The 14,255-nt window shown below is 33.5% G+C and carries 12 protein-coding genes; 10 read left to right on the top strand and 2 right to left on the bottom strand.

What is annotated here, in order from left to right; genetic code table 11:
- Window positions 1-12 precede the first annotated feature (12 nt).
- On the bottom strand, window positions 13-1,002 hold the full coding sequence (locus BN1058_RS08370; RefSeq protein ID WP_369688246.1) for an arsenic resistance protein: 990 nt from the start codon (window positions 1,000-1,002) through the stop codon (window positions 13-15).
- Window positions 1,003-1,262: 260 nt separating this feature from the next.
- On the opposite strand from BN1058_RS08370, the gene BN1058_RS08365 reads away from it, so the two are divergent.
- The 3 genes from BN1058_RS08365 to BN1058_RS08355 all read left to right on the top strand — a co-directional run bounded on the left by BN1058_RS08365 (window position 1,263) and on the right by BN1058_RS08355 (window position 4,747).
- Complete coding sequence (locus tag BN1058_RS08365) at window positions 1,263-1,955, top strand: response regulator transcription factor (protein WP_090855577.1); 693 nt, start codon at window positions 1,263-1,265, stop codon at window positions 1,953-1,955.
- On the top strand, window positions 1,933-4,140 hold the full coding sequence (locus BN1058_RS08360; RefSeq protein WP_090855574.1) for a sensor histidine kinase: 2,208 nt from the start codon (window positions 1,933-1,935) through the stop codon (window positions 4,138-4,140). Before BN1058_RS08365 ends, BN1058_RS08360 begins: the two co-directional genes overlap by 23 nt.
- Window positions 4,141-4,228: 88 nt before the next feature.
- Window positions 4,229-4,747, top strand: coding sequence for an RNA polymerase sigma factor (locus tag BN1058_RS08355; protein ID WP_090855571.1), 519 nt, complete (start codon window positions 4,229-4,231; stop codon window positions 4,745-4,747).
- A gap of 102 nt (window positions 4,748-4,849) precedes the next feature.
- Here BN1058_RS08355 and BN1058_RS08350 read toward each other — a convergent pair whose 3' ends face one another.
- On the bottom strand, window positions 4,850-6,061 hold the full coding sequence (locus BN1058_RS08350; RefSeq protein ID WP_255307026.1) for an HD-GYP domain-containing protein: 1,212 nt from the start codon (window positions 6,059-6,061) through the stop codon (window positions 4,850-4,852).
- A 182-nt stretch (window positions 6,062-6,243) separates the two neighbouring features.
- On the opposite strand from BN1058_RS08350, the gene BN1058_RS08345 reads away from it, so the two are divergent.
- From BN1058_RS08345 to BN1058_RS08310, 7 genes are all read left to right on the top strand, one after another.
- Window positions 6,244-6,843 (top strand): N-acyl amino acid synthase FeeM domain-containing protein, encoded by a 600-nt coding sequence (locus BN1058_RS08345; RefSeq protein WP_255307025.1) that lies wholly within the window; start codon window positions 6,244-6,246, stop codon window positions 6,841-6,843.
- Window positions 6,840-7,598: a ThiF family adenylyltransferase gene (locus tag BN1058_RS08340; protein WP_090855565.1), complete on the top strand. Its 759-nt coding sequence runs from the start codon at window positions 6,840-6,842 to the stop codon at window positions 7,596-7,598. Before BN1058_RS08345 ends, BN1058_RS08340 begins: the two co-directional genes overlap by 4 nt.
- Window positions 7,599-8,230: 632 nt before the next feature.
- The gene (locus BN1058_RS08330; RefSeq protein ID WP_090855560.1) at window positions 8,231-10,162 is read left to right on the top strand and encodes a fructose-1,6-bisphosphatase; all 1,932 of its coding nucleotides are present in this window, start codon (window positions 8,231-8,233) and stop codon (window positions 10,160-10,162) included.
- 232 nt (window positions 10,163-10,394) lie between these two features.
- Entirely contained in the window at window positions 10,395-11,258 is an 864-nt protein-coding gene (locus BN1058_RS08325) for an aldose epimerase family protein (RefSeq protein WP_090855557.1), read from the top strand.
- Between the two features lie 239 nt (window positions 11,259-11,497).
- The gene (locus BN1058_RS08320) at window positions 11,498-12,337 is read left to right on the top strand and encodes an ABC transporter permease (RefSeq protein WP_090855554.1); all 840 of its coding nucleotides are present in this window, start codon (window positions 11,498-11,500) and stop codon (window positions 12,335-12,337) included.
- Window positions 12,316-13,104: an ABC transporter ATP-binding protein gene (locus tag BN1058_RS08315; RefSeq protein ID WP_090855552.1), complete on the top strand. Its 789-nt coding sequence runs from the start codon at window positions 12,316-12,318 to the stop codon at window positions 13,102-13,104. The genes BN1058_RS08320 and BN1058_RS08315 overlap by 22 nt, the downstream gene beginning before the upstream one ends.
- A gap of 65 nt (window positions 13,105-13,169) precedes the next feature.
- Window positions 13,170-14,243 (top strand): ABC transporter substrate-binding protein, encoded by a 1,074-nt coding sequence (locus BN1058_RS08310; protein ID WP_255307024.1) that lies wholly within the window; start codon window positions 13,170-13,172, stop codon window positions 14,241-14,243.
- Window positions 14,244-14,255 lie beyond the last annotated feature (12 nt).

The raw sequence follows: 14,255 nt of genomic DNA, 5'->3' as shown, positions 1-14,255 counted from the left end.
TACATCTCCTTTTTATTTTAAAGTAGTAGTTTTTTCTATTGTATTTTTCTCTTTAAACCATCTATTTTTAGCTAACTTTCCATATAAAACAATACTCTGCTGTTGAATAACAAAACCTATGGTAACCAATAATGCAGCCTCACCGCCAAATGATGTCGCAGCTAACCCGATTGCTATTGAAAGGTTTCTTAATACCGTTCCGTTTACTAATGCAATTCCATCTTCTCTATTAAAAAATAATCTCGCTAAAATGGTACTCAATAAGAAGCTTACAGCGTAAAAAAGTACTAATACTACAACTGCAATTACAATTAATTGTAAGTTTGCTAAAATCATTTCCGCCTTCATGCTAATACTTACAAAAACAACGTAAAGCATTGCCCAGATACTTAGCGGTGGAAAATTTGGCTTCACCTTGTTTTGAAACGCTTGAGGTGTATATTTTTTTAGCAACAACATATGCGTTATTTTTCCTAAAATTAACGGAAGAAATACAACAAGTGCAATTGTTTTAAATGTTCCCCAAACATTTACTTCAACGTATTCACCAACCATTAATAATAAATACCACGGAGCTACTAATGAGCCGATGATAAGGCCAAATACTGTTAGCTTAATCGCTGCGGACATATTTCCTTTATAAATTGCTGTCCAAGAAATGGTCATCCCGCTTGTTGGTAAAACGGCTGCTAATGCTAACCCGGCAAACATAAGAGGGTATTCTTTTAGCACAGTTATTCCTAAAACGTATGCAATCAAAGGGATTGCAATAAAATTGATAGCAAGTGCAACAAATAGCACTTTTGTTTCACTTAAGGAAGTTAGTTCTTTCAGTTTAAAGCCGACCATCGTAGAATAAATCATAAGTACGGTTGCAAATAAAATAGTAGATTTTAATACACTTGTATCCACAAATGCCCCAGTGATAAATCCGAGTAGTAGTATAGTTGGAATACTTAGTAATAAATGCTTCTGAGGAAAAACATAAATCTTTTTTATCATTCCATTATTCCTCTTTCCCAATTTTATAATTATACCCCGTGAGGTATAATGTATACTATATAGGGTATAATTAATTTTGTCAATCTGTTCTACAAATATTTTTTAGTGGTGGGTAACACTATCCAAGAAAGGTGAATGGAATTATTATCTTTTCCATCACATCTTAAGAAATTCTTAAGAATTTTTATGATGAAATATTAAGATTTTATTTGTAAGATAGTGATAATGAAATAATGGCAGGTAGAAAGAAGGGGTGAAAGTTGCAGAATTATAATGTATTAGTTGTTGATGATGAAAAGGAGATTCTTGAAGCCATTGAGATATATTTAAAAAGTGAAGGCGTGACAGTATTAAAAGCGAAAGATGGAATCGAAGCATTAGAGATCGTTCATGAGAATGAAATTCATTTGATTCTTTTAGATATAATGATGCCAAGGTTAGACGGAATAGCCGCAACCTATAAAATTAGGGAAAAGAAAAATATTCCTATCATTATGTTAAGTGCCAAAAGTGAAGATACAGATAAGATACTAGGACTTCAAGTTGGTGCGGATGATTATATCACAAAGCCATTTAATCCGATGGAGCTTGTTGCACGTGTGAAATCTCAATTAAGAAGGTATGTCACCTTTGGTACGTTTAACGGTGGGAAAAAAGTCATCGATTTGAATGGGTTGGTTATTGATCAAGATGCAAAACAAGTGACGGTTCATGGTGAGATCGTAAAGCTTACGCCAATAGAATATAAAATTGTCGAATTGCTTATGACCAATGCTGGTCGTGTGTTTTCCATTGATGAGATTTATGAACGAGTTTGGAATGAGCCTAATTATAACGCTGAAAACACGGTTGCTGTACATATAAGAAAAATTCGCGAAAAAATAGAAATTGATCCTAAAAATCCTAGGTATTTAAAGGTGGTGTGGGGCATTGGATACAAAATGGAAAAATAAAATAATGATATTTGGGTTGATTGTTTTGTTAACGATAGGTGTTAGTGGTGTTGTGTCGTTAGTTAACTTCAGTGGAAACTATATACACAAGGATTACTTTCATACACCGGCATTTCAGAGTAAGTTGGATGAATTTGCAGGTTATTTAAACTTTTTTGAATTGAATAAGATTTCCTTAGAAGAAGCAAAAAAATCAATCCATGTCACACAGACAGAGATTGAAGAGCATCGAACCCGCTACGGTGCTTTAACAGACCAAGTTGAAAATATAAAACAACAATATAAGAGTAGCATTCAGGGTGCGCTAGATGCGGATAATCAAGAAGCTGCTGATGTATTTCGAGCGGAGAGAGATGCATTAATTAATGATATTGTAAAGAATTTTAAAGATGATACGCATGTCGAAAAGAAAATAATGAAAGAAAAGGAACAACAATTAGAAGGCTATTACCAAGAGCTAGCTCATTATCGTTCGGAATACCAAACCTATACGGACGCATTTGTATATTATTTAAAGAACAGAGAAACAGGAAAAATAAAAACAAATGTAAATGAAACAAAAATTGAATCGCAAGCTAGTTTATTAAAGGAAAAGGATTTATTATATGTAACTGATTATCAAATCGAGGGTGATTACTACTGGAATTCGCATTACCCATTTGCAGCTATTACTTCTATGATTGAATTTGAACCGAATAATAACTTTAAAGGTAAAATAGGAATTCCATCAGATTTATCAGCAGATAATCCAATAAAAATTGCTTACGACAATTATCAGCAAAAACAATTACTGTTTTGGATATATGTAATTACCGCGTTGGCTTCACTCGTCTTTTGTGCTATCTATTATAAAAAATCAAAGCATATAACAGTGGAACTTGATAAATGGAAGCCTTATTACCGAAAGATACCACTTGATATTCGAATAGCATTAGTTCTTCTCTCGATATTATTTAGTTTCTTTGCAATCAATATGATCAACCAGCAAATTTTTTATGTTTTTGATTATTTTACTGCATATGTAATGGATGTTGTAAGCTGGATACTTATCACATCAACCCTTTTTTTGATAACAATCATTCAGTGTAAGTATCTGATAGAGGATATGAAAAATGTGGAGTATGTCAAAGCAGAATGGAAAAATGCTTATGTTCGAAAAATAATTCGAAGTGTGCAGGATGTGTTTATTCATTTAAAAACAGGTACACAGTTCTTTTTACTCTTAGCAGTTGTATTCGGTTCTGGTCTAGGTGCCGTTTTTACTTTCAGGGCTCCTGGATTATCTGTTGCATATCTCATCTTTCTAATTGTTATTGGTCTCCCTGTTTTTCTTAATTTAATTAAAAAAATTGGATACTTTAACAGGATTGTAAATAAAACAGACGAAATCGCTTCAGGTAAGTTAGGTAGTGATCTAAAGGTAAAAGGTAAGTCACCAATGGCACAGCTTGCGAAAAATATCAATGTGTTAAAGCACGGTGTAAAAACATCACAAAACGAACAGGCAAAAAGTGAACGATTAAAGACTGAATTAATCACGAATGTTAGTCATGATTTACGCACACCACTCACATCGATTATTACTTATACCGAATTGTTGAAATCAGACGATGTATCAGGTGATGAAAAACGTGCATACGTAGAAGTCATTGATCGTAAGTCAAAACGGTTAAAACTGTTAATAGATGATTTATTTGAAGTTTCGAAAATGGCAAGTGGGAATATGGAAATCACAAAAGAAAAAGTAGATCTTGTTCAGTTATTAAAACAATCACTGGGTGAATATAACGAAATGATTGATGCATCTAGCTTACAGTTTAGAATAACGAACGAGGAGAAACCAATCTATGCATATGTAGATGGTCAAAAATTATGGCGTGTGTTTGAGAATTTGATTAGTAATATTCTTAAATATGGAATGGATAGCACTCGTGTATATATTGACATATCAACGGTTGATGAAAAAGCAGTGATTACCTTTAAGAATATATCAAAATTCGAGCTTAATGATAGCAGTGATGAGCTGTTTGAACGATTTAAACGAGCGGATGCTTCCAGACATACAGAAGGATCTGGTTTAGGACTTGCAATCGCAAAATCTATTATTGATCTTCATGATGGTCGTTTAGATATTAATACGGACGGTGATTTATTTAAGGTATCAATAGTTTTGCAGCAAGCATAGTATCCATTTTATAGAATACTAAAGCAGAACTATGATAAGGACTTCCGTTGACCAGTGAACGATTATATATGGGGAAAGTAGGATAGAGATGAACCTAATACTGGATTTTAATGCAGTATATCAAAGTCATTGTATACGGCTAAAGCACATAGCCCATTCTATAACGAAAGATTATTATTTAGCTGAAGATGTTGTTCAAGAGGTATTTATAAAAGTATGGAACAACCTGGAGCAATTAAATGAAGAAAATAAGTTAGGTGCTTGGTTAGCAGTAATTACAACAAGAACAGCAATTGACGTTATGCGTAAAGAAAGAAATAAAAATGGCGTTGCCACAGAACAGGAAATATTAGCTCTTATCGCAGATGAGGTGCAGCCAAATGTAGAAGATGAAGTAGCGTTTCAAATGTTACGAAGAGACATAAAACAAGCATTTGGAACACTTAAAAGTGATTATCAACATGTGATAATGCTAAAAGTGGATCAAGGATTAAAAGAAAAAGAAATTGCCGCTGTTCTTGATGTCAATGCGAGTACAGTGAAAAACAGAATGCATCGAGCACGCAAAAAACTAAAAATCACACTATCAGATCGATTAAGTAGTTAATTAAAAGAAAAAAAGATAGTAGAAAACTTATTCTACTATCTTTTTTTATGTTTCCTAACATGGTGGTTGAAGTTACGTATTACCTCCATCTAATCTACCGAATTACAATAAATCTGTTAACTCTTCGAATTCGTCTAATGGGTCATGAGAATCATAATATATCTCCCTAAATGCCGGTTTAGCATGTTCAATTGCTTTAGCCAGATTAGGATCAAATTGTGTTCCTATCCCAGCTTCTAACCTTTCAAATGCTTCTTCAATAGGAAGTTCATCTCGATATGCTCTTGTGGATGTCATTGCATCAAAAGCATCAGCAACAGCTAATATTCGGGCGACGATTGGCGTTTCTTTTCCCTTAGCCCCTGTAGGATATCCTGTTCCATCCCATTTTTCATGATGATACAATACACTACTTTTTAATTCTTCTAATCCTTCTACTTTTTCAACCATTTGTGCTCCAAACGTTGTATGAGTTTTAATAATTTCATATTCCTTATCAGTTAATCTTGTAGGTTTTGTTAGAATTTGTTCAGGAATGTTAATTTTACCAATATCATGAATAAGTCCACTTAAGCGTATATATTTGAGCTTTTGTTCTTCTTGGAATGCAGGTAGTTGTTTAGCAAGTGCAACAGCATATTGACTAACTCTTTCACTATGCCCGAATGTGTATTGATCTTTTGCTTCAACAGCTACAATAAAACTTTGAACAACCTGTTCAATAGTCATCTCCATTGAATGAATAATTGTATTAACTTGTTTATTGTGTAGTGTGTACAGTTTGGTTAATAGCAAATAACTAAATGTAGCCACAATAATATATAGTAATATACGATTTGAAATGTCAATAGAATCTATATAAAATGAATTTATTGGAAAATAAATGCTAACAGCAGCTAAACAAAGCATTCCAAATACGGAGTAGATAATAGAAAGGGTGCGATCACTGTATAAACTATTAATAATGGGTACAAGGAGAAAATAACTCCATGACTCTGTATAGCCCGAACCAAAATACAAACAAACAATTACAAACATCACAAACAATAAAACGATATGTTTGATTATGTGCGGAGAAAATGTCATGAAGCGAAAGAGAAAGAATAAAATTAGCCATACAGAAATACAAACCAATAATATGGTAACGCTTGCTCGTGAGAATGGTAGATTTAACCATCCGAAAATAGTATTCCAGATAATACTAAGCATAATGTAAATAAAAGATATTTTAAAAATTTGATGATTTAATTTTTGGTTGTGTTTTTTAAAGGTTTGTTTTAATAACTGTTCCTTTTCCTGTGTAATCTTATTCATGTTGCTATCATCCTATATTTTTTATATTAGTAAACAACTAAACTTATACAAAATTTTATCATTTTTATGTCGATATAACTAGAGTTTTATAAAATGTTGTATGCATCGCTTGCAATCCTTTTAAAATTTCCCGTTAATAGAGATGTAAGAAAAATTTTTACAGTTCAAAAGGAGTGTTTCAAATGAAAGATTATTGCTTTGGAAGTGCAGAAGGAGTGCTGCGTAAAGATGCGATTGCCTTGCATCATCAACGTTACCAAGAAGTGGGGTTTTTTAAAAGAAATGAGCAAGACCCTTATGAAGGGTGTTCAACTTATTTTGTAGCTCAAACCACCGATTTAAAACAGATTGTTGGTGTGACTAGACTTGTATTCTTAAACGTAAATGAACTTCCAACAATAAAACATTTCGATATTTTTGATATTGAAATGTTAAAGTTATCTCGCATGGATGATAATAAATATGCTGAGATTAGTGCATTTACTAAGATGCCAAAACATGATGTGGGATTAGGTTTAATAAAAACAGTATTGAAGTATTCATTCAACAAAGATATTACACATTGGGTATGCTGTATTGATGAAAGAGTATATAATTATATGCATCGTATGTTTAAGTTTCCTTTTGAAGTTATCGGAGAACCTAATGTTTATTTAGGATCAAAGACCATTCCGTGTTTACTGAATTTAGCAGAATGCTTAGCCATATTAAAAGAAAAACGTCGAGTGTTATATGATTATTTCGTAGAAAACGAAGATAATGTAGTGGGGGTAGTAAAATGATTAAAGAACAATTTGTTAGAAATATAGGAATTATGACAGAAAAAGAAGTAGAAAAGCTTCATCGTACAACAATTGCTATCGCAGGCTGTGGTTGCATTGGCGGTTTTTCAGCTGAATTACTTACTCGAATGGGAATCGGTACATTAATTTTAGCAGACCCTGATGTGTTCGATGTTTCAAATATAAATAGACAATGTGCAGCAACACATGAAACGATTGGACAACAAAAAGTAGAAGCACTAAAAAACCATTTACTTTCTATTAATCCCGAACTTGAAGTTCAATGTTATTCAAAAGGGGTTAATGAATCAAATGTACATTCTTTTGTAGAGGGCGCAGATTATGTAATAGATGCAATCGATTATTTTGCGTTTCCTGAATCAGTCGTTCTCCATCGAGCTGCTCGAAAGAAAGACTTATTTGTGACGACTGCTGTAGCTTTGGGATTTGGTACTTCTGTTTTAACTTTTTCTCCACTTGGGATGAATCTGGAAGAATATGTTGGGATTTCAGAAGAAACATCAATAGCTGACTTGCAAGGTCAAACATTTCCTCCAAATGGTTATAGTCAAAGCCTGCCTAGTTATGCTACAGAGGAAAAAATAACTGCATGGATTGAAAATCAAACGATACCAACGATTAGTGTTGGTCAAGCATTAGGACCGGGTGCCCTTGTTTCTCAACTTGTGCTCCATTTGCTAGATCGAAAAAATCCACCAATTGTTCCAGAACGGTTTCAATTACAATTTGAATAAGTAAGCTTATTCTTTGCACAATTAATAGTAAAGGTAAGTAGGTGTTAGATTCTGTCTTTTTAGAACATTTCGCCTACTTACCACTTAATAAACAGAATTATAAAAAAACTGTGTATACTGAATTGATCTGTATATATTCAAACATATAGGCTTTTGTTATAATTATTGTATTCTTATAAATTTTTCATTTCGTGAATGATCTCAGTAAGCTTCTCAACATAATAAGGAGGTGGATGCTTTGAAAAAATTTTTTGTGAAATTACTTATTTTTATTTCGATTTATCTTATACTGACAATGATAACTAGTTTCCTTTTACCTGATTTAAATGATGTCATGGAAAAGGTAATGTTTGGTATAATAGTTATTATAAGTTTGAGTGTTAGTGAATTGATTATGAAAAAATGGAACTATAATAATAACTTTTAGATAAGTTATACATATATCTCAAGCATGAAATGACTTCAATGATCAGTCAGTTATATCTAAAGTTTTTAGTCTTATCATAAACCATCCGTATGATCGGGTGGTTTTGCTTTAATTTTTTTAAATGATTGGTTATATGATTCTCTTAACGAAAATCTCTATAAGAATAGTATAAAACTTTATTTTAATTGAAAGGGTTGCATTATTCTTGAATAAAAAATTATTAGACTTAATAGCTCAACAATTTGATAGTGAGGAAAAAATAGTTACTGAGATTATTAACCTTGAAGCCATTCTCAATCTACCAAAAGGAACAGAGCACTTTGTCAGTGATTTACATGGCGAGTACCAAGCCTTTCAACATGTATTGAGAAATGGATCTGGAAGGGTGAAAGAAAAGCTAACTGAGCTCTTTGAAGATCAATTAACTGAAGAAAATATCAGTGAATTTGCTACGTTAGTATATTATCCTGAAGAAAAGTTACGCTTAATAAAGAATAGATTTGATAACAAAAAAGAGCTTAATCATTGGTACACAGAAGTAATTGAACGGTTGATAAAGCTCCTTTCTTACGCTTCTTCTAAGTATACACGATCAAAATTACGTAAAGCATTGCCAGAACAATTTGTTTATATTACGGAAGAACTACTCTATAAAACCGACGATTCAACTAATAAGAAGCAATACTACAATCAAATTTTTCAGCAAATTATCAAACTTAATCAAGCTGATCAGCTCATTATTGGTCTTGCTTATTCGGTTCAACGATTGGTTGTTGATCATCTTCATGTGGTTGGAGACATATATGATCGTGGGCCTGAACCTGATAAAATTATGGACACGTTAATTAATTATCATTCTGTAGATATTCAATGGGGTAACCATGATGTGCTTTGGTTAGGTGCTTATGCTGGTTCAAAGGTTTGTCTTGCTAATATTATTCGTATCTGTGCAAGATATGACAATTTAGAAATTATTGAAGATGCCTATGGTATAAATCTTCGTCCATTACTAAACCTTGCGGAGAAATACTATCATGATAATCCAGCTTTTCGACCAAAGATACATTCCAGTAAAAAAACTTCTGAATCAGAACAGTTACAAATTACCAAAATACATCAAGCGATTGCAATGATTCAATTTAAACTTGAAATGCCAATTATTAAAAGACGGCCATACTTTAATATGTCGGAACGACTTTTACTTGAGAAAGTAGATTATGAGAATAATAAAGTGACGATGCATGGAGAAAAATACCCTTTACAAAATACTTGTTTTGCTACGGTTAACCCCGAACAACCGGATCAACTGTTGGAAGAGGAAGCGGAAGTAATGGATCGTCTGTTATTTTCTGTTCAGCATTCAGAAAAGTTGGCAAGGCATATGAATTTTCTTATGAAAAAAGGTAGCCTCTATTTGAAATATAATGGGAACTTATTAATCCATGGTTGTATCCCTTTAGATGAAAAAGGGAATATGGAAAAAATGGCTATTGAGGGTAAGACCTATGGAGGTCGTGATTTACTCGATATTTTTGAAACATATTTACGCCAATCCTTTTCACAGCCTGAAATGACAGATGATTTTGCAACAGATATGGTATGGTATTTATGGACTGGAGAATATTCTTCTCTTTTTGGAAAAAGAGAAATGACGACATTTGAGAGGTACTTCATTAAGGATAAAAAAACACACAAAGAGAGAAAAAACCCTTATTACTATTTACGTGAAAATGAACAAGTTTGCCGTAACATACTAGCAGAATTTGGTCTAAATCCTGATAAAGGCCACATTATCAATGGTCATACACCAGTGAAAGAGGTTGAAGGAGAAAATCCAATTAAAGCAAATGGAAAGATGATTGTTATTGATGGGGGATTTTCTAAAGCTTACCAATCGACAACAGGAATTGCTGGTTACACGTTATTATATAATTCATATGGTATGCAGCTTGTAGCACATGAACATTTTAATTCAAAAGAAGAAGTGCTTCGTGATGGAACAGATGTCTTATATGTAAAAAGACTTGTAGATAAAGAGTTGGAACGAAAGAAAGTATCAGAAACGAATGTTGGGGAGGAATTATTACAACAAGTCTCCCTTCTAACCATGTTACTAGAGCACCGGTTTTCGAAATAACTTAGAATTCAGACGGATCTATATGTTTAAGATGATTTGTGACAAAAAAGAGTGGTGTCCAACCAAAAATTTTGGTTAGGGCACTGCTCTTTTCTATGTGACATATTAGTGAAGTGAAAAAGTGAGAAGGATATCTATATATTTTAGTCGAATAAATCATGAGTAAATAAGTTTCTAACACAAACATACCGATTATAAGATTTTAAAAATAATTTAGTGAAGGAGTTTTATTATGTTCATAGTAGATAATTACATAGAGCAAAACTGTGAATTTGTCACAATTAAAAATGACAATGCGACTTGTTGGTTAAGCCTTTGTTTAACACGAGGAGGGATGGTGACAGAGTTAGGTGTAAATGGAGAGGAATTGCTTTATTTAAATAAAGCAACATTGTTTGACGAACAACGTCCGATTCGAGGGGGTATCCCTATTTTATTTCCGGTAGCTGGTAAAACAGAAAATGAAACATACATATACAATGAAAAAGAATATCATATGCCAATACATGGTTTTGCTCGTGATTATCCATGGGAGATCGACGCTACCAATCTAGAAAATAAACAAGCCTCCATTACCTTGAGCTTAGAGAGTACAGAAGAGATGCTCAAAATATTCCCTTTCCATTTTAAATTGTTATTCACCTATACGTTGTCTAATGAAGGGCTGTCAATCAAGCAGTCTTATCAAAATAATACAAATGAATCCATGCCAATGTATGCAGGTTTTCATCCCTATTTTCTAACAAAAGATGAAATGATTTATATACAGACAGATTCCTCTACTTATCTAGATTTAAAAGATAATCAAGAAAAGGAATTTAATGGTTCTATTAAAAAGCAAGACTTAGAGCCTTCTATTATTTTCACAAACAGGAAAGACGGAAGCCTTTCTATTCGTACACCAGGACAACAACAATTGATCATGGAATATGGTCCGGAGTTTCAATATACCGTTTTTTGGACAGAGGAAGGCAAAAATCATGTGTGTATGGAGCCGTGGATGGCACTCCCTAATGCATTAAATGATAAAAAAGATTTGGTATGGATAGAATCAAATAGTAGTTTAGATACCTTTACTTCATTCATGCTTAAGTAATAACAATCAGTCGCATATTATACATGACCGATATGTGTTATAAAAACCTTGCTTTCTATTGGTTAGAAAATTAATTATTTAATAATTGAACGAACGTGTTATGAATAATTAAGCTTTGTATACGTATAAATAGTTTGTACTCAACCATTTTTTACTGGTATGAAAAAAGTTCAAACTTATGGGCTCTATTTATACGTGATACTATTTTAATAACCAAGAAAAAGAAGGTGATGCTAAAAATGAAAACGGTTACTAAAGGGGAAGAAGTACAGATTGGGAACAAGATAGACAAACCAAAACGAAGGAGTAATAGGAATTTTATTGATCGAATACCTAATAAAGCATGGTTAGGTATATCATTGCTTGTAGCAATTATGTTTTGGACAATATTATCGGTCTTACCTTCTACTTCTAGAAGTTTTCCAAATGTATTTCTTGTTGCAGAATCTATTGGAACAATGATTGAACGTGGCGTGTTCACCAAAGACTTTGCAAGTAGTTTAATATCTATTTTATCTGGTTTTGGACTTGGCTTTGTTTTATCTTTACCAATTGCAATTTTAATGGCTTGGTACAGACCTGTCCGATTTATTATTGAACCATGGATTCAGTTTATTCGTAATATCCCACCATTAGCATATGTTCCATTAGTAGTTATTTCGGCGGGCGTTGGACGTACACCACAAATCATTGTTATTACAATTGCTACATTCTTAACAATGACAATTACGATCTATCAAGGGGTAAGAAACATTGATCAAACGTTAATTAAGGCCGCAAGAGTATTAGGAGCAAAAGATAAAGATATTTTTCTACGAGTCATTGCACCTGCTTCTTTACCTTTTATTATGACAGCAATTCGTCTTGGGACTGCAGTAGCGTTAACTTCTTTGATTGCTGCAGAATCAACTGGGGCATCAGCTGGTTTAGGAATGCGAATACGGGCATTAAGTAATACATTCGAATCATCACCAATGCTTTTATATATTATTATCATCGGTATTATTGGCCTGATTTTTGAAAAATTAGCTAAGGTGTTAGAAAGGAGACTTACCGGATGGCAGGACAAGGTAGAGTAAAGCTGAAGATAGATCATGTCGAAAAGACCTTTCAATCACGTAAAGGCGAGGTTGTTGCCCTAAATGGTGTAAGTATGGATATTATGGAAAACGAATTTGTATCAGTTGTTGGTCCATCTGGATGTGGAAAATCAACACTCCTTAATATTATTGGTGGTTTAACAGAACCTACCTCCGGGGCTGTTTACTGTGACGGTGAAGAAGTGACTGGTGTTGGTACAGAACGAGGCGTTGTGTTTCAACAGTATGCGCTTTTTCCTTGGTTAACCGTAAGGGGCAATGTAGAGTTTGGTTTAAATATGCAAGGTGTAAAAAAAGAGAAAGCGTACGAAATTGCAATGAAATATATAAAAATGGTTGAGTTAGAAGACTTTGTAGATTCTTATCCAAAGGAATTATCTGGTGGGATGAAACAACGAGTAGCTATCGCGCGTGCATATGCAGCTAATCCATCTGTTTTATTAATGGATGAACCATTTGGAGCTTTAGATGCTCAAACAAGGACACAATTGCAAGAAGAGCTGTTGCAAACATGGGAAAAGGAACAAAAAACATGTTTCTTTATTACCCATGATGTAGATGAAGCAATTATTTTAGGACAAAAAGTAGTTATTATGAGTGCTAGACCAGGTCGTATTAAAGAAATTGTAGATATCAACATTCCGTATCCACGAAATCAGGAAACCAAAATGACTACCGAATTTTTGGATGTAAAAAATTACATTTGGAGTCAGGTTTATAAAGAGTACTTAGCAGTGAAAAAATAAGTTTTTAAATCAATGTAAAATTATACATTGTTTAAAATGAATAAACCTATTAAGGGGGAAAACAAATGAAGAAGAAGCTTCTCATGTTGTTTGTTTTACTGTTTGCTGCATTTTTAGTCGTTGGTTGTTCAGGGGATGATACTACTAGCTCTTCAGGTGAAGACACAAACACAGAAAATAATGACACTAGCTCAGATGAAGGTGCGGATGAAGAAGAGCAAGAGTTAACAGAAGTAAAAGTAGGTTATATGCCTAATTTTGCAAGCGTTAACACGGTGGTAGCAGGTATGCGCACGGGTGCTTTTGAAGAGGAAGGTATTGAGGTAGAATTAGTTGAATTTGCTGATGGTCCAACAATTATTGCTGCTTTAGAATCTGGAAGTATTGATATTGGTTATATTGGACCAGGCGCACATGTACTACCAATCCAAGGTAAATCAGTTATTTTTGCATGGTCTCAATTGGGTAATGCGGATGAAGTAATTGGTAGTAAAGAAAAAGGTGTAAACGAAATTGAAGATCTAGAAGGGAAAACAATTGGTGTAGCAACTGGTACATCGAGCGAGGCGATCCTTGATTTAACTTTACAAGAAGCTGGATTAACTAAAGATGATGTAACCCTTATGGATATGGATGCATCTGCAATTGTTACAGCTATGATTTCTGGAAGTGTTGATGCAGTTGCTACTTGGTCACCAAATACCAATACCATCAAACAAGAGTTAGGTGACGACGCTATTATGCTTGCAAATAACGAGCGATTTAAAGATGAATTTCCATCTATCGCTTCTTGGATAGTGGATGCTAGCTTTGCTGAAGAAAAATCTGATCTTCTGGAGCGTTATACGAGCGGACTATACAAAGCATCTGATTATCGAGTGGATAACTTAGATCAGGTAGCTGAATGGGTAGCAGAAGAAATTGCTGTTAGTGCCGATTCTGTATTAGCACAAACTAGTGATGGTATCTGGCTTACAGAGGATGAATTAATTGAAATGGTTGAAAGTGGTGAAATGAAAGCATTATATGAAAAGCAAGCAGAGAACTTTGTTGAAGCTGGCAGATTAACAGAAGATCAAGTATTACCTGTAGAAGATTATGTGCTATTTGATAACATGTTAAACGCTGCTACTGAATAACCTTTATGGTAA

This window comes from Paraliobacillus sp. PM-2 (genome assembly GCF_001368815.1).
Classification (GTDB): Bacteria; Bacillota; Bacilli; order Bacillales; family Amphibacillaceae; genus Paraliobacillus.
The sequence above is the reverse complement of the archived record's forward strand: the minus strand, read 5'-3'. Positions and strand labels throughout refer to the sequence as shown.

Excerpts from the sequence above, each read along its gene's own strand:
- BN1058_RS08310 (WP_255307024.1), top strand. The coding sequence starts at position 13,170 with ATGAAGAAGAAGCTTCTCATGTTGTTTGTTTTACTGTTTGCTGCATTT.
- BN1058_RS08350 (WP_255307026.1), bottom strand. The coding sequence starts at position 6,061 with ATGAATAAGATTACACAGGAAAAGGAACAGTTATTAAAACAAACCTTT.
- BN1058_RS08340 (WP_090855565.1), top strand. The coding sequence starts at position 6,840 with ATGATTAAAGAACAATTTGTTAGAAATATAGGAATTATGACAGAAAAA.
- BN1058_RS08345 (WP_255307025.1), top strand. The coding sequence starts at position 6,244 with ATGAAAGATTATTGCTTTGGAAGTGCAGAAGGAGTGCTGCGTAAAGAT.
- BN1058_RS08355 (WP_090855571.1), top strand. The coding sequence starts at position 4,229 with ATGAACCTAATACTGGATTTTAATGCAGTATATCAAAGTCATTGTATA.
- BN1058_RS08315 (WP_090855552.1), top strand. The coding sequence starts at position 12,316 with ATGGCAGGACAAGGTAGAGTAAAGCTGAAGATAGATCATGTCGAAAAG.
- BN1058_RS08320 (WP_090855554.1), top strand. The coding sequence starts at position 11,498 with ATGAAAACGGTTACTAAAGGGGAAGAAGTACAGATTGGGAACAAGATA.
- BN1058_RS08370 (WP_369688246.1), bottom strand. The coding sequence starts at position 1,002 with ATGATAAAAAAGATTTATGTTTTTCCTCAGAAGCATTTATTACTAAGT.
- BN1058_RS08325 (WP_090855557.1), top strand. The coding sequence starts at position 10,395 with ATGTTCATAGTAGATAATTACATAGAGCAAAACTGTGAATTTGTCACA.